Here is a 16,238-nt window from a genome sequence, read left to right on the forward strand (position 1 = left end):
AAGTAATTTCACATAAAGGAGAGGATCGATTGATCATTAAAACACGCAACAAGCCTCCGGAAATTTTCCAACTCGAAAGTTTGCTTCAACGAATGCCCACCGTCCATCCCCAATATCCCCACTGGACTGAAAAACTTCGTCGCATCACCGCCGGTTACCACGGCGAATTGCGCGTCGACTCTTTTTGGCACGAAATCGACCTCTCGTTACCGCATTATTTTATCCACGACTTGTTCATCCAAAAAGAGAAGTCTTCCCATCAAATCGATAGCGTCCTCGTTACCAGTCGTTTTGTATTGGCATTAGAAATCAAAAGCATTTCCGGCTTGCTCCATTTTGATCCTGCTTTAAGGCAATTTTCCCGAACCAACAAAGACGGCAGCATCGATGGCATGAACAATCCCGACGATCAATTGCGCCGCCATGAAAAGTGGTTGGAGCAGTTTTTATTCAAGCAATGCATCCAGCTGCCAGTACTCGGTGCCATCGTTTTCACGTACCCATCATCTGTGGTCCAATCTCGCGCAGGCAACCGCATCATAATTCAGTCATCCGGATTGCCGCATCTCATGGAGCAATTGTTGATTCGTCACCCACGCGATGTCTTATCTAAGAAAAAAACTGAAGCACTGGCGCAAAACCTACTTATACTTCATTCAATAAAACCATTTACGTCACTTGGACTTACGGATTCACTTTCGTCTGGCGTGATATGTCCTAGCTGTCCGTACTGCTTGCTGCATTATCGCGGTGGAAAATGGCGTTGCACCGTTTGCCAGCACGTTGATCCTCTCGCGCATCTTGATGCGCTCAGGCAATACCGCAGTTTGGTCAAAACGACGATCAACAATCGAGAGTTCCGCGACTTTACAGGAATCTCTTCTCCGTCGATCGCTTCCAAGCTATTAGCGAGTACAAAAATGCCTTATCACGGCAGTTTTAAAGATCGACATTATGTGATTCCAGAGACGTTTTAGCGCTCCGACAGTATTTTGGCGATTTGGACAGTATTTGCCGGAATTCGGACAGTATTTCACCCAATTCCGACAGTATTTCACCTCATCTCGACAGTAAGTCCTATTTATGGAATAAAACCCACATCCATTTCAAATAAAAGCCAAAAAGAAGAAACCTCCCACAACCGGGAGGTTTCTTTCACTACTTAATCAATGATTATCTAATGTTTCTTTCGACAAATGCTTGCTCATTTCAGCGTATTGCACGAAAACACGCGCCAATTCGCGTAAGCGGTTGTGAACATCTTCGCTTACAATCGTATTAGTTTCGTCAAAATGACTCGTATGTGTGTACACATAGTTTGGCGTTACGAGACAACGGAAGTAATCAAGAATCGGTTTCAACTGATTTTCGATGACTAAGTGATGCTGATACGTTCCACCATTTGCCACAATCGATACTGGTTTGTAACGCATCGTGCGTGGATGAAGCATATCAAATGTATTTTTTAACACGCCAGGAATTGATCCTTGGAAAATCGGTGTTGCAATGATGTAGCCATCTGCTTCTTCAAAGCGTCGAACGATTTCTTGCATGCTGTCATTGTATTCACCAAGCGGTCGCCCATCAACAAACTGATGGTCATAATCAGCTAGCTTCAACAATTTCAATTCAATTTCCGGGTTTGTCTCATTAATATAAACTTGGATTTGTTCTAAAATGGCACCGGTTTTTCTGCCGATGATCGTGCCGTCTACTAATAAAACTTTCATACTCTCTTGTCCTCCTCAAAATACGTTCTTGCTATTAACTGCATTATTACAAGCAGCGTGTTTGTCTTCATCATAACAAACCCTGTTTAACAATACGTACCAAAATTACTTTTGAGAGAAAGATTTCATTCTTTAGTCTGAGAGCCGTTTTTCGAGCGTTTGCTTTCTAGACGTTGCTGAGTCCGTTCAGATTCAGGAGACGCTGCAGTAAAGCTGACGATGGTATCTCCAGCTTTTGGCTCGAGTTTGTTGTTTTCTGCAAAAAACTCAATTCTCCCTTGCGCAAAGTGAACAAATAACGGAATGGTATCTTCCGTCCATTTTGCTTTGAAATCTTCGTAGCTAAATTGTTCAGTGAGCTGAGTTTTCCGCATCGTGTAGCCTTCTTCTGCTTTCCACTCTAGTTCATGAATATTCCACATTTCGCCGAACAAAGTTCGTCCGCTTAACGAAGAATGAAAATCTCCGGGATCTCCTTCGTGAATCGCAGTTTGATAAAGGTTTGCACGTCCCATTTCAGGAACAAAGTTATTGACGACAAGGGCGTTATACGAATCGGTACCAGTCGCGACAACCATCGTTTCATATGGTGTTAAGTCTACTTCGTAATCTGTATGCTCAGATAAAATATCTCCCGCATATGTTTTTAATCCATTTTGACGGGCTCCTTGTAATCGTCCCCAAGAAGAATCGATGATTAAGACACCCTTGTCAAATTCTGTTAAAACTTTCCCGAGTTTTGTTGCAAATCGGCTTGCCCCAATAATGATGACCCCTGGATCTTCAGCTGCTACAAGACCGAGTTTCTTACCTACCCATCCAATGGTGAAGCCATGAACGACTACGGTAGAAAACACGAGGGCAAATGTTAAGGCTGTCAGCAGTTCTGCATCTTCAAATCCTGCTTCAAGCAAGACCCCTGCAAAATAACCTGAAACGGTTAATGCCACAATCCCACGTGGTGCTATCCAACTAACTAAGGTTTTTTCTTGTATCGTCAAATCTGTACCGATGGTAGAGAGCCAAATCGATAAGGGACGCACAATAAACAACATCGCCAATACGAATGAAATGATCTCCCAATTAAAAATCCCGATTAATACATCAAGATTTAAAGAAGCCGTCAACATAACGAAAATACTCGAAATTAGCAAAACCGAAATGTTTTCTTTGAAATGGCGCATGTCATTAATCGAAGCGATTTTCATGTTCGCCATGACCATACCCATAGCTGTTACGGCTAATAAGCCTGTTTCGTGCATGACAATATCGGAGATAACAAAAATTAGCAAAACGACACCAAAAACCATTGGTGCTTTTAGAAATTCAGGCACTTGTCCCTTTTCGAACATCATCCCCATCAAAATTCCTGCTCCTGCACCAAGAGCTACAGCAAACAAAGAAGCTAAGAAGAACAAGCCAAATGCAGCGGCCGTTACATCTCCGATGGCAAAAAGAACAAATTGGAAGGCAAACAATGCAAGCAATGCACCAAATGGGTCGACTACAATGCCTTCCCATTTCAAAATAGCGGCTGGACGTGATTTTAATTTTGCCTGACGCAGCATTGGCAAAATCACGGTCGGTCCCGTTACAATAAACAAACCACCAATAACAAAGGCAACACCTAGCGATAATCCAGCAATGTAATGTGCCGCAAACGAACCGGTAATCCACGCAATAAATGCACCAAAAGTGACGATTCGTAAAATTGGTTTTCCAAACGTGCGGATTTCCTTAAAGTTCAAATTTAAACTACCTTCAAATAAAATGATGGCAACTGCCAATGAAATAAAAGGATTAAATAATTCGCCGAAGCTGTCAGCGGGATGGATCACTTCAAAAATCGGACCGACAAGAAGTCCGGCAATCGACATTAGAACAATGGCTGGCAGCTGAAGGCGCCAGGCAATCCATTGGGAGAGTACTCCTAGAAAAATTATTAGCATTAAGTCGAACAGTAAGCTGTCGATAGCGCATCACTTCCTTTAGTTTCTTTTATGGAATTATACAGGTATTATATACTGAATGAAAATCGTAAAGCATTCAATTTTTACGTTATTGTGTTACAATGATAGAAAAATAAGGGTGATTTTGTGAACAAACAAGAATTGGAGTATGCGATTGCTGAACTGAAGATGGATTACGTGCGCCATCAAGGTGATATCGAGAAGCTAGAAACGACTGGACACGCCGGTATGGTGGAGAAAGCCGAATTGCGTTTGGAAAAAATGGAACTACAACTTGCGGAACTAAACAAAAAACTCGCGGATCTGTAACCGCGGTTTTTTTTATGATAATGGAGGAATTTATTAAATGAGTTTATTAACAGTAGAAAATTTAAGTCACACTTTCGGGGATCGGACACTTTTTAACGATGTCTCGTTCCGTTTAGTCGAAGGGGAACATGTTGGATTAGTTGGAGCTAACGGTGTCGGAAAATCGACGATGATGAATATTATCACAGGCAAAATCATTCACGATGATGGACGCGTAGAATGGCAGCCACGGACACATTATGGTTATTTAGATCAGCACACGCAGCTGCAGCCAGGACGCACCATCCGCGAGACTCTTCAAGATGCCTTCTTACCACTATATAAAAAAGAAGCCGAATTGAATGATATCGCAATGCAAATGGGCGATGCAGATCCTGATCGCTTGGAAGAATTACTAGAGCAAATGGCTGAAGCACAAGATGCTTTAGACGCTGGAGATTTTTACACATTAGACGGCAAAGTTGAAGAAATTGCGCGCGGCTTAGGTCTTGATGCAATTGGACTTGAACGTAATGTAGAAGCTCTTTCGGGTGGACAACGTACGAAGCTCTTACTAGCGAAGTTACTTTTGGAAAAACCAAAAGTTTTACTACTAGATGAGCCGACCAACTATCTTGATGAAGAGCATATTCAATGGCTCGTCAATTACTTGAAAAACTATCCACACGCGTTCTTATTGATTTCGCATGATACAGAATTTATGAGCAGTGTCACTGACGTTATTTTCCACTTGGAATTTTCACGTCTCACACGCTATACAGCAACGTATGAAAAATTCATCGAACTTGCTGAATTGAGCAAAAAGCAACATTTAGAAGCTTATGAAAAACAAGAAGACATGATTAAAAAAACTGAAACGTTTATCGCGAAAAACAAAGCGCGTGCTTCTACTACTGGCCGTGCTAAGTCTCGCCAAAAACAATTAGACCGTATGGATCGCATTGAAAAACCGGAAATTGCAGCAAAACCGCAATTTGCTTTTAAAGAAACACGTAGCCCGAGCCGTTATGTTGTAGAAGCAGAAGCTCTTTCAATTGGTTACGACAAGCCTCTTTTACCTCCATTAACGTTTATGATTGAACGTGGTGAAAAAATTGCGCTTGTGGGCATGAACGGTGTTGGTAAATCGACACTTCTTAAAACCATGCTTGGCAAAATCAAACCACTAGATGGCGATGTTCTTCGCGGAGAATATTTGACGCCTAGCTATTTCGAACAAGAAGTAAAAGCACCAACGCATACACCACTTGATGAAATTTGGTCCGCTTACCCGAGTATGGACCAAGGACAAGTTCGCGGAGCACTGGCTCGCACAGGGTTGAAAAACGAGCATATTTCTCGTCCAATGACACACTTAAGTGGTGGCGAACAAGCGAAAGTTCGTCTTTGCAAATTGATGATGGAAGAAAGCAATTGGTTGATTTTTGATGAGCCGACAAACCACTTGGACATCAATGCAAAAGCTGAACTTAAACGCGCAATGCAAGCTTACAAAGGTACCATTGTTTTAGTAAGTCACGAACCTGATTTTTACGAAGGACTGGCAACAAAAGTCTGGAATGTAGAAGAATGGATTGCAGCTGGAAAGCCAGAAGAAGCTTAAAAGCAAAAAAGGGCTATTCCCGAAGGTCATGAAAATGACGTTCGGGAATAGCCCTTTCTCTTTTTAGTATGTCGTCAATTTGAATAGTTTTTGGAAGCCATAAATTCCGCGCTGCCAAAATGTGAAGTCATCTTGGTATTCTTCCACATCTAATGTGTAAAGCGCATCTTCATTATTCCACAGTCGATCAAAATAAGTCGTCATCTCTCCCGTCAATTCACTATCGTTCGGAGCTAAAATACGAATCGTACTTTCCATATTGTAATCATTAAATGCTCGTTCTGTATAGTTCGTGGATCCACCCATAATCACCGTTTCATCTGATGTTTGAATCGTGATTGATTTGGTGTGGAACTGTCCAACGATTGCGTTATACCAACGAACCTGAATACGATTTTCTGACTCTGCTAACATCTCATGAACGACTGGACGATTCGGTAATCCCGTTTTCTCCGTACCAAACGCGTTTTCATTGGCATCAAGTATTAGGCGAACCTCTACTCCACGATTGGCTGCATCCGTCAAAGCACGAACAACACTGCTTTCTGCAATATAGAACATCGCAAGATGAATGGAATCCCCTTCTGCTGTTTTTTCAATATCGGAAAGCAACGCGTCTAACACTTTGCGCTCTGTTAAGTATTGCACTTGATAGTCGCCTTGTTGCTTTGCAACGTCAATTCTGGGAAAATCCGGTCCATCCGAATAGCGAGATACCGCTTCTTCTGCTTCAAGAATATCATTGATCACAGGGCCACTCACTTTAAATGCCATATTGCCATGCAAACCGCTAGCATCGTGAGGATTGGCCGAACTGATGATGGCTTCTTTTTCGGTAATGACTACTTTTCGGTGATTGGCTTTTATGTTCATCATTTTAAGATACGAAGACAAAGTTAAATCAGGTGCATCACTCGACATGCCATTTGGTATCCACCCTTTACCTCCTGCATCAAACCACTGGAAAATCACTCGATAAAGACCAGAGTAAAGAGGTGTAGAATCACGCAACTTGTCCAAATCGGTAATGATTATCTCGATGCCTGCTTCTTCTAATGTATCTAAAAACTGACTTTCATAAGAGCCATAACCAATATTTATTGGGTCTGTAATAAAGTAAATCGGCATATTTGGATTTTCTGCTTTTTTGTCGAGCAAATGACTTGTCAACATTTCTGCTACCGCAGGAAAATCCGTATCCAAATCATTGTAGTTATCAAAAAGAAAAAGATCAATGACGATAAATTCTTCAGCTTGGTCGATCATGTCATAAATTTCATTGAATATCCGCAATTCACTTTCAGTTTCTGTACCTTCTTTGTCTTGTGCATAAGACAGATCGTAAATCATGTCTACTTGTTCAACGTTATGAAGGTCACCTTTACTTGAAACCCCTTCAGGCAAAGGCTTAAAGGTTTGCCAAACGATAACTAAGATATAAAGGAATGCAAGAATCCCAATACTTCCCATAATAACCCGCTTTTTCTTACTCCAATTTTGAAATCTTTTCTTTTTCATGATCCTGCCCCCTTCAGTTCATTATAACCAGTAGAAGAACAAAACCGTCATAAAACTTTTCACACACAAAAAAGAAAGAGGTATTGGAAAAACTCATTCCACCACCTCTTTTATCTAAGTTTTAAACCAGCCGAAAATCGTTGGCTTTTTTTACATTGCTACTACATATTCACGTGTGCGATCATCGTCCATTAGCATATCTTTTAATCGTTGTTTTCCTCGGAACAAACGGGATTTCACTGTGCCAATTGAGACTTTCATAACATCTGCAATTTCAATTAATGAATATTGATGAACATAAAAATACAAAATTGTCGTCCGGTAAATCGAGTCTAGTTCTGCAATTTTGTGGCGAATCATAACGGAGACATCTTGTGTTTCTAGTATTTCAGATACTCCCGCTGAATCAGAAGGAATTAAGTCAAGCAACGAAACATCCAAGCCTTCTGGCTGTTGAACCAAGTGCTTGCTGCGCCTTACATTTTTGCGGTAACGATCACGGAATGTATTCATACAGATTGTTGTTAACCACGCTTTAACATGATCTACTTCCGCAATAGAAGATTCATAACGTACAACTTTCAACCAGACTTCTTGCATCAAATCTTCAGCTTCTGCTTTATTGCGCGTCAGTTTCAAACATAAATGGTAGATATAGCGATTGTATTCTGTATATAAAGTTTCCATGATCGTGCCCCCGTCTAGTATATTTATCGAGCGAAGCCAATGTCGCTTCCGCTTTCTCTTATAACCTAATATTGACGGAGTTTTTCCTTTCACTCTATCGCTTCTACTTTCATTCCCCTTACAATTGTGTAATAAAGGGAACTTTTTAATATTTACCAAAAAGATGCCTGTCCGGAGACAGGCATCTTACTAAGCTAATACTTCTTCTTCTTTTTCATCTTTTTTGGTGATGGTTAAACGGACAATTCGGTTACGGTCCATTTCGTTGATTTCTACGTGAAGGTTTTCGTATGTGAACTCTTCACCTTCGTCTGGCACATGTCCTAGCTGCTGCATGACAAAGCCCGCGATGGTATCGTGGTCATTTGGTACTTCTACGTTGAACATATCATTTACATCTTCGATTTCTAGACGACCATGACAAGACAATACTTCGTCCGTCATTTCAAAAACTAGTTCATCATCTTCTTCATCTGTTTCATCTTCGATATCTTGACCAATCATTTCTTCAATAATGTCTTCATGGGTGACAATTCCGAGCGTTCCGCCATATTCGTCGAGAATAACAGCCATATGTTTTTTCTTCGCCATCATCATTTTAAAGACTTTTTCAACACTTACAGATTGCACGACGAACAATGGATTGTCATCCATTAATTCTTCTAATGTTAAGTTTGGATTCATCGACCATTCAATCAATTTCTTCGAATAAAATAACCCAACCACATTGTCCATGCTTTCTTCGTAAACAGGATAACGTGTATAAGAAGAATCCAAAATCAAGTCGCGAACTTCTTCATATGTTGAGTCGATGGCAATCCCTACTGTATCTGTACGGTGAGTGGACATAACGTCTGATACGTCTTTATGAGGGAAATCCAGAACCCCTTTAATGCGTTCAGATTCTTCTTCTTCAAACGTACCTTCTGTAGAGGCAATATCAACCATCGTCCGCAATTCTTCTTTTGTCATGGTCGCTTCTTTCACGGTACCTTTTGAAATGATGCGAATAAACACATTGGTGAATTGCGCCAATAGCCACGTTAATGGCAGTAAAATCACCACTAAAAAGCTGATGACGGGGAAAACGATATAAGCTACTTTGTCGGCAAACGTCGCAGAAATTGTTTTCGGTAACACTTCGCCAAAAATAATAAGCACCAAGGTTAATATGGCAGTAGCCACACCAACTTCCCATCCTCTCGAAATGGCAATCATCGTTACCAATGTCGGTAGCATGATGTTAGCAATATTGTTTCCGATTAAAATTGTCGTGATCATTCGGTCCGGCTTCGCAATTAACTTCTGCAGTTTCTGCGCCTTGGCATCACCCTGCTCTGCGCGAAGATGGACCTTCATCCTATTTACCGCAGTTAATGCCGTTTCGCTTCCCGATAAGAAAAACGACATGATCAAAAATATTCCTAATGCTATAAACAATTTTATTTCCTCCAGTGTCATAAACACATAATTTTACGAACTCTTTCCGTAATAAACACTATACCATAGCCAATTTCCCCTTGTCGAAAACCAAAACTTGGTATGTTATAATTTTCCCAAACATAAATATACTGAATCGAGGGATCTTGATGAACGCTCAAGCAATAGATCAATATTTTAAAAATCATCGTGAAACACATCTAGAAGAACTAAAAGCATTTTTACGCATTCCTTCAGTTAGTTCGTTATCCGAACATAAAGAAGATATGCAAAAAGGAGCAGAATGGTTAGTTACTGCTTTAGAAAATGCAGGTCTTGAAAATGCAAAAATTGATGAAACTGAAGGACACCCTGTTGTTTATGCGGACTGGCTTCATGCGGAAGGCAAACCAACCGTACTCGTGTATGGTCATTATGACGTGCAACCCGTAGATCCTCTTCACTTATGGGAGTCCGCTCCTTTTGAGCCACAAGTTCGCGACAATAAATTGTTTGCACGTGGCGCGAGTGATGATAAAGGGCAAGTCTATATGCATGTTAAAGCGATTGAAGCGTTATTGCAGGTAAATGGTGAATTGCCAGTTAACGTTAAGTTCATCATTGAAGGCGAAGAAGAGATTGGTAGTCCAAGCCTTCCAAAATATGTAGAAGAAAATCAGGAATTATTGAAAGCTGATGTCATCGTTATTTCGGATACGGGTATGCAAGGACCTGGACGACCTGCTGTATGTTATGGTTTGCGTGGCCTTGCTGGCATTCAAATTGATGTTAACGGACCAAAAGGCGATTTGCATTCTGGTTTATATGGTGGTGCCGTTCAAAATCCGTTGCACGCAATTGTAGAAATTTTGCAATCGTTCCGCGATCAAGAAGGCACCATTCAAGTAGAAGGATTTTATGACGATGTGCTTGAAGTATCCGATAAAGAGCGTAAAGAATTTGCAGCGCTTGAGTTTGACTTAGAACACGAGAAAAAAGAAATTGGGATTTCTGAAGACTTTGGCGAAAAAGGCTATTCTTTTGTCGAGCGCACGTGGATTCGTCCAACACTTGAAGTGAACGGCATTACTGGTGGTTTCTCAGGAGAAGGCATAAAAACGGTGTTACCTGCAGAAGCTAGCACCAAAATCACTTGTCGTTTAGTACCAAACCAAGACCCAGACGATATCATCGCAAAACTAAAAGCACATGTAGAATCTCATACACCAGTAGGCGTATCTGTTGAGATTACTGAGTTTGATAAAGGCAAACCTTTTTTAACTCCTTTTGATCATCCTGCGATTCAAGCAGCTGGTCGCTCTTACGAAAAAGTATACGGCGTGCCAACTGCATTTACTCGAATGGGTGGTTCAATTCCGATTGTTGCTGCATTTGATGAAATTTTAGGCTTACCTGTTGTCTTAATGGGCTTCGGATTAGCATCTGAAAACTTCCATGCGCCAAATGAACATTTTCACCTGGAGAATTTCGATAAAGGACTACGCGTCATTAGCGACTACCTTTTCGAGGTAGCCGAGTTAGACTAATTTTTTCTAAATAAGGCCTTCCCGTTATGTAGGGAAGGCCTTACCTTTGCTGTTATTTTAAAATTGGAGGCGCTTTATGATTGTTTACTGGTTAGTATCCTATTTTATCGGCAATTTATTGACAGCTTGGTGGATCGGCAAATGGAAAGGCGTCGATTTGCGCCAACAACGGAGTGGTAACCTTGGTGCACGAAATGCAGGAGCCATTCTTGGGAAATCCGCTTTTCTTTTAACGTTTCTGGGTGATGCAGGTAAAGGGGCATTCGTTGTCTGGCTTGGCTTCTTTTTTAATTTCTCTATATGGACCATTGCCGTAGCCGGTTTAGCTGTTGTTGCCGGTCATTTGTTTCCATTTTGGCTCAAATACCGTGGTGGCAAAGGAATCGCAACTTTTATTGGGGTTAGTTTTTGGTTAACACCTGACTTGTTTTTAGCCATGTTTATTTTATTTTTCGCCTTTTATCCCTGGTTAAAAAGCGCAACTTTATCGATGTTAGCAAGTTTTACTGGGTTTATCCTCATGGCGTTTATCCTTCAAGTTTGGATTGTTGTTTGGCCGCTAGTTATGGCTATTATTATTATTGTTATTAAACACAAATCAGATATCCAAGAATCATTTAATAGCCGATTTCGTTGACTTTCCAAATAAGGCGAGCCGGTCATTAAGCTCACACTACCGCTCGAATATTATCCATGGTATAGTTTTTGTATTCGAATTATTCTAACAGATAGGGGTATTTTTATGAAAAAACCAATTGCTTGGATTATTGATACGACGGGATTTGTTACAGAAGAATTTAAAGTGCATCCGGATGTGTATGTTGTTCCTTTGAACATTCATTTTGGGACAGAAGAGTTTATAGACGATGGTGTGGATTTAACAAACGAAGACCTATATAAGCGGATTAAAGCATCCACGACCTTTCCTAAAACCTCTCAGCCCTCTGCTGGGAAATTTGCCGAGCTGTATGACCAACTAAAAGAAGAGTATGAATGTGCGATTGCTGTCCATGCTTCTGCAAAACTTAGTGGCACCATAGCTTCATCTACTGCTGGTGCTGAAATGAGCGAATTCAAAGTGTATACGATCGATTCGCTAGCTTTATCTTACGGCCTGTCTGGTTTGATCGAACGTGGTCTTAAGCTTCAAGAACAAGGGCACTCTGCAGAAGAAATCGCAGAAAAACTTGCAAAAGAAACGGAAAATTTCCGAAATTATATTTTAATCGGTAATTTGACTCAACTTTACAAAGGCGGTCGTATGAGCGGTGCTCAATATTATTTAGGTAGCTTGCTTCAGATTAAGCCTATTGTTCAAATTACTTCTGAAGGCGAGCTACAGCCTATTGATAAAGTTCGTTCACATAAAAAAGCTATTCAGTATTTAATCAATCACGCAAAAAAAGATCACGTGGATTTTGGCGTAAAGCGCTTTCAAATCATGCATGGTAATGTCCTAAAAGAAGCTGAAAACCTGAAACAAGAAGTATTAAAAGAAATTCCAGAAGCAGATATTTTAATTGGTGATTTAAGTTCTTCTCTTGCCGTGCATGCCGGAGAAGGTACAATCGCATTTCTTTGGAGAAAAGAAAATTTCTAACACATACTAGAAATCAATAATATATCACTTATTTTATTTTTCAGAATTTCAGCATGAATCCAATGATCCCAACGGATATTCTCGTTTTGTTCTGATACAATAAGAAGAGAAGATTAACCGTGAGGTGGATTTAATGCAACATGTTGAACGAGAACTTACTGAATTTGTAAAACTTTGTGATGCAAAAGGCCAATTAAATCCGAATGCTATTGGATATGCAAAGCAACCATTGGTGGAAAGTAATTTGCGCGGAAACTTTATGCGGAAAAAAAAGTGGAATTATTGGTGCGTATTTGGAGATGAAATTTTGTTTTCGGCAACCATTTCCCACTTAGACTATGCCACTGTCTGTTTTGTTTATTTCTTAAATTATGAGACGCAACGTTTTTATGAAAAAACCGTTGTGCTTCCATTTGCGAGACATGTAAAACTATCCGAAAACGTATTGGATTCTTGTTACTTCCGGAGCGATACGATGACGATCGAGTCTGTCTATAACCAAGATGCGACACATTTGACTGTCAGTGTAAAAGAGTTTGATGGTGAGGACTTAGAAGCATTACTGGTTATTTCCCATCCTAAAGAATACGAATCCTTAAATGTGGTCGTTCCTTGGAATCGTCAAACCTTCCAATTTTCCGGAAAACATTCATCTCTTCCTGTTAGCGGAATGGTCAAAATCGGTAACCAGCGTTTTGAATTTGAGAAAGTCGATAGTTTTGCCGTACTAGACTATGGACGAGGTGTTTTGCCAAGAGAGACCCATTGGAATTGGGCTATGGCTTCGCAACGTTCTCTCGGGAAAGTGATTGGCTTGAACCTAGGTGGCAAATGGACTGACGGCACGGGTATGACTGAAAACGCTTTTTTTGTTAATGGCAAAATGACAAAAATTCATGAAGATGTTTTGTTTCACTACGACGCGGAAAATTATAAAAAACCGTGGTTGATTCATAGCAAATTCTCTGATGATGTCCGACTGACATTTTCTCCGTTTTTTGAACGTACATCTAAAACCGACATTCGCCTCATCAAATCAGAAGTTCATCAATTGATCGGCTACTATAATGGCTATGTTCGCTACCCAGATGGAAGAAAGCTGAAGATTACACAACTTCTTGGTTCCATCGATGATTACTATGCAAAATGGTAACAGAAAAAGACGCGTCGGAAACTATCCGACGCGTCTTTTTCATGCAAAATGTGCCAGCATTTTTTCCGGGTAATCTGTAAAGATTCCATGAACCCCTATTCTTTGTAGCTCTTCTGCATAACTTACATCATTAACCGTGTAAACATACACAATGGCGCCTTTTCGCAAAGCGTCCGTAGTCATTTTTCTGAAAGCCGAAGGTAAAGATACATGAATCCGTTTTGTTCCAATGACTCGTGCATAATCATAAACGTCGACTAACACTTCAAAAGTTAAAATCGCACTTTCTACTTGTTTGCCCTGGACGACGGATTGAATATCTTCATGATTAAAAGAGGATAGCAGTACACGGTTCCTAAAACCACGCTTTGCAGCCAAATCAATCACCTTATCAGCTAATCCATCGTATGGAAAAACATCTGATTTTATTTCGATATTTAGCCGATGATTGGTGTTTTCAAAAATATCGAATACTTCATCTAGCGTAGGAATTTTTTCCGCGCTCCATTCTTCAGAATACCAAGAACCGCAATCTAGTTGTTTTAACTCTTTTAATGTTAATTCTTTCACATAGCCTTTGCCATTGGTTGTACGGTTGACTTTTTCATCATGAATCACGACAATTTCACCATCTTTTGTTAAGTGAACGTCAATTTCTACACCTGTAATTGGCAATTCGGCCGCTGCACGAAAGGCCGCTAAAGTATTTTCAGGATATGAACCCGAGCAACCTCTATGAGCAAAAATCTTCACAAAACCCCTCCTAAATATCCGTTCGTATTTCCCACAGTTCTGGGAAGAAATATTGATCCAGCACTTTCTTCAAGTAATTCACGCCAGAAGAGCCACCTGTTCCTTGCTTAAATCCGATAATCCGTTCTACTGTTTTCATGTGACGGAAACGCCATTGCTGAAGCCAATCTTCAATGTCGACTAGCTTTTCCGCTAGCTGATATAACTCCCAATGCGTATCTACATCCCGGTAAACGATTTTCCAAGCTTCACGTACACTTTCATTAGATTCGTAAACCATGCTGACGTTTCGCTCTAAAACTTCTTTATCAATGGCAAATCCACTTCTCGCTAGTTTTTGAATCGCCGCATCATACAGTCCAGGTGCATTAAATGCTTTCTCTAATTCAGCATGAAGCGGTGCATCTTTTTCATAGATTTTCAATACATGCTTTGTTTTGTAGCCAAGTGCAAATTCAATCATTCGGTATTGATAAGACTGAAATCCACTAGCATTGCCTAAATCATCACGGAATTCCATATACTCTGCAGGTGTTAATGTCGACAACACATCCCAGCCTTGAATAATTTGTGACTGAATGCGGGATACTCTTGCCAATTGCTTGAACGCAGGTTGTAAATCGTCTTTTCCAATATGATCGATGGCCGATTGCAGCTCATGCAAAATCAATTTCATCCACAGTTCTGACACTTGGTGAATAATGATGAATAAGGTTTCATCGTGATGTCCACTAACGCCATCTTGTGCAGTTAACAGTTTATCTAGATGAAGATAATCCCCATACGTCATGCTTTCTTTAAAATCCGTCCGAATGTTTTTTTCAGATGCTGCAGCGATATTTTGACCATTTTCATAGTTGTTCATCAATGTCACTCCGTTTAGTCTCGGCTTTGCCTCTGCTAGTCTCACTTTTACCTATTCTGCATATGATTTATTTTATTTAATTATTCCTAGTTGGGTTTGATAAATCCCCTTTAGACTTCCAATAAGAAACGGTTTGCATTCGGACAAATCCAGATTTTTCGTATACGTGCAATGCTTGGTTGTCGGTTTCAACATCAAGATAAACCGAATTTAGTTTCCGTTCATACGCCAACTCTCGGCACCACTTTAGTAGTTGCTTGCCATATCCTTTACCTTGATGATTTGGATGAACTGCAAATGCTGTAATCCACAAAACCTGCTCTTCTACAACAAGCGTGGCCGTTGCAAGCACTTGTTGATCTTTTTGAAGCAGCCAAATTTCTCTTTCGGGATCGACCATATTATGTTCTAAAATCGGTAAAATCGTGTCATCAAATGAGGATGTTAATAGCTCCGATAATTCTTCAGCTTGATCTTCGAAAGGTGCGATTGTTAAATCATTTGGTCGTTCGCTTTTTGGTATTGGCGTTGCTGACAAGAGGATTTCATGAAAATCAAGCTCGTACGCTAAACTCTCCATGAAGCCTGCAATTTCCACATCATTTACAAATGCGACTAATTCACTTTCTGCCTGACGTTGTGCTAAGCCATGCGAAATGCCATCGGCTAAAGCCGTACCAAGTGACAGGCGTCTGTACTCTGGGTGAACATAAAGTGACCATTCGTAATGATGCAACCCAACCATGTCTGCCGCTGCTGCAAAACCGATTAATTCTTCTTGTTCTGTATAAGCCAGTACCACAAAACCTCGTGCATCCGCCGCTCTCCAAAGCGATGGGTGAAGCACTGTTTTACATTCAGCGGATAGCCCTTCTAGCAATGTTGCCATATCGCTAGCTGTTTGCTCATCTACTGGAAATGAACTGATTGATAAAGATAATTCCATTTCGACACCTCCTACTAATTTGATCTTGTTTAAATGTGTTGTAGCTGTTTTTTAAAATCATGCGGTATTTTTATCCTATCACACCGAACGAAAGAGTGGCGCTAGGAAAAGAAAGAAAAAGGCCTGCTCCGTGTAAGC

15 protein-coding genes are annotated in these 16,238 nt (G+C 40.5%); 7 read left to right on the top strand and 8 right to left on the bottom strand.

The features are described from left to right. Positions 1 to 29: 29 nt before the first annotated feature. Positions 30 to 977 (top strand): nuclease-related domain-containing protein, encoded by a 948-nt coding sequence (locus BCM40_RS13405; protein ID WP_065525456.1) that lies wholly within the window; start codon positions 30 to 32, stop codon positions 975 to 977. A gap of 189 nt (positions 978 to 1,166) precedes the next feature. On the opposite strand, the gene BCM40_RS13410 is transcribed toward BCM40_RS13405, so the two are convergent. Next, entirely contained in the window at positions 1,167 to 1,730 is a 564-nt protein-coding gene (locus BCM40_RS13410) for an NADPH-dependent FMN reductase (protein WP_008430413.1), read from the bottom strand. 125 nt (positions 1,731 to 1,855) lie between these two features. Then, complete coding sequence (locus BCM40_RS13415) at positions 1,856 to 3,679, bottom strand: cation:proton antiporter (RefSeq protein ID WP_065525455.1); 1,824 nt, start codon at positions 3,677 to 3,679, stop codon at positions 1,856 to 1,858. A gap of 147 nt (positions 3,680 to 3,826) precedes the next feature. Between BCM40_RS13415 and BCM40_RS13420 the strand changes: the two genes are divergently transcribed. Beyond that, positions 3,827 to 4,009: an SE1832 family protein gene (locus BCM40_RS13420; protein WP_008430410.1), complete on the top strand. Its 183-nt coding sequence runs from the start codon at positions 3,827 to 3,829 to the stop codon at positions 4,007 to 4,009. A 37-nt stretch (positions 4,010 to 4,046) separates the two neighbouring features. After that, on the top strand, positions 4,047 to 5,612 hold the full coding sequence (locus tag BCM40_RS13425; protein ID WP_008430408.1) for an ABC-F family ATP-binding cassette domain-containing protein: 1,566 nt from the start codon (positions 4,047 to 4,049) through the stop codon (positions 5,610 to 5,612). Between the two features lie 63 nt (positions 5,613 to 5,675). Here BCM40_RS13425 and BCM40_RS13430 read toward each other — a convergent pair whose 3' ends face one another. The 3 genes from BCM40_RS13430 to BCM40_RS13440 form a co-directional block, all read right to left on the bottom strand. Then, the gene (locus BCM40_RS13430) at positions 5,676 to 7,130 is read right to left on the bottom strand and encodes a phospholipase D family protein (RefSeq protein ID WP_065525454.1); all 1,455 of its coding nucleotides are present in this window, start codon (positions 7,128 to 7,130) and stop codon (positions 5,676 to 5,678) included. A gap of 150 nt (positions 7,131 to 7,280) precedes the next feature. Next, entirely contained in the window at positions 7,281 to 7,817 is a 537-nt protein-coding gene (locus tag BCM40_RS13435; RefSeq protein WP_065525453.1) for an RNA polymerase sigma factor, read from the bottom strand. 189 nt (positions 7,818 to 8,006) lie between these two features. Beyond that, positions 8,007 to 9,257 (bottom strand): CNNM domain-containing protein, encoded by a 1,251-nt coding sequence (locus tag BCM40_RS13440; protein WP_065525452.1) that lies wholly within the window; start codon positions 9,255 to 9,257, stop codon positions 8,007 to 8,009. 149 nt (positions 9,258 to 9,406) lie between these two features. On the opposite strand from BCM40_RS13440, the gene BCM40_RS13445 reads away from it, so the two are divergent. The 4 genes from BCM40_RS13445 (at position 9,407) to BCM40_RS13460 (ending at position 13,536) form a co-directional block, all read left to right on the top strand. Continuing rightward, complete coding sequence (locus BCM40_RS13445) at positions 9,407 to 10,783, top strand: dipeptidase (RefSeq protein ID WP_065525451.1); 1,377 nt, start codon at positions 9,407 to 9,409, stop codon at positions 10,781 to 10,783. Positions 10,784 to 10,859: 76 nt separating this feature from the next. Continuing rightward, on the top strand, positions 10,860 to 11,420 hold the full coding sequence (locus BCM40_RS13450; RefSeq protein WP_065525450.1) for a glycerol-3-phosphate acyltransferase: 561 nt from the start codon (positions 10,860 to 10,862) through the stop codon (positions 11,418 to 11,420). A 105-nt stretch (positions 11,421 to 11,525) separates the two neighbouring features. After that, positions 11,526 to 12,383 (top strand): DegV family protein, encoded by an 858-nt coding sequence (locus tag BCM40_RS13455; protein WP_065525449.1) that lies wholly within the window; start codon positions 11,526 to 11,528, stop codon positions 12,381 to 12,383. 133 nt (positions 12,384 to 12,516) lie between these two features. Next, positions 12,517 to 13,536, top strand: coding sequence for a DUF2804 domain-containing protein (locus tag BCM40_RS13460; protein ID WP_065525448.1), 1,020 nt, complete (start codon positions 12,517 to 12,519; stop codon positions 13,534 to 13,536). 39 nt (positions 13,537 to 13,575) lie between these two features. Here BCM40_RS13460 and BCM40_RS13465 read toward each other — a convergent pair whose 3' ends face one another. The 3 genes from BCM40_RS13465 to BCM40_RS13475 all read right to left on the bottom strand — a co-directional run bounded on the left by BCM40_RS13465 (position 13,576) and on the right by BCM40_RS13475 (position 16,100). Beyond that, entirely contained in the window at positions 13,576 to 14,289 is a 714-nt protein-coding gene (locus BCM40_RS13465) for a glycerophosphodiester phosphodiesterase (protein ID WP_065525447.1), read from the bottom strand. A 10-nt stretch (positions 14,290 to 14,299) separates the two neighbouring features. Further along, a complete protein-coding gene (kynA, locus tag BCM40_RS13470) occupies positions 14,300 to 15,154 on the bottom strand; it encodes a tryptophan 2,3-dioxygenase (protein ID WP_065525446.1) in 855 nt (284 codons plus the stop codon). A gap of 76 nt (positions 15,155 to 15,230) precedes the next feature. Continuing rightward, positions 15,231 to 16,100 (bottom strand): GNAT family N-acetyltransferase, encoded by an 870-nt coding sequence (locus BCM40_RS13475; protein WP_065525445.1) that lies wholly within the window; start codon positions 16,098 to 16,100, stop codon positions 15,231 to 15,233. Positions 16,101 to 16,238: the final 138 nt, after the last annotated feature.

This window comes from Planococcus donghaensis, from assembly GCF_001687665.2.
GTDB classification, from domain to species: domain Bacteria; phylum Bacillota; class Bacilli; order Bacillales_A; family Planococcaceae; genus Planococcus; species Planococcus donghaensis.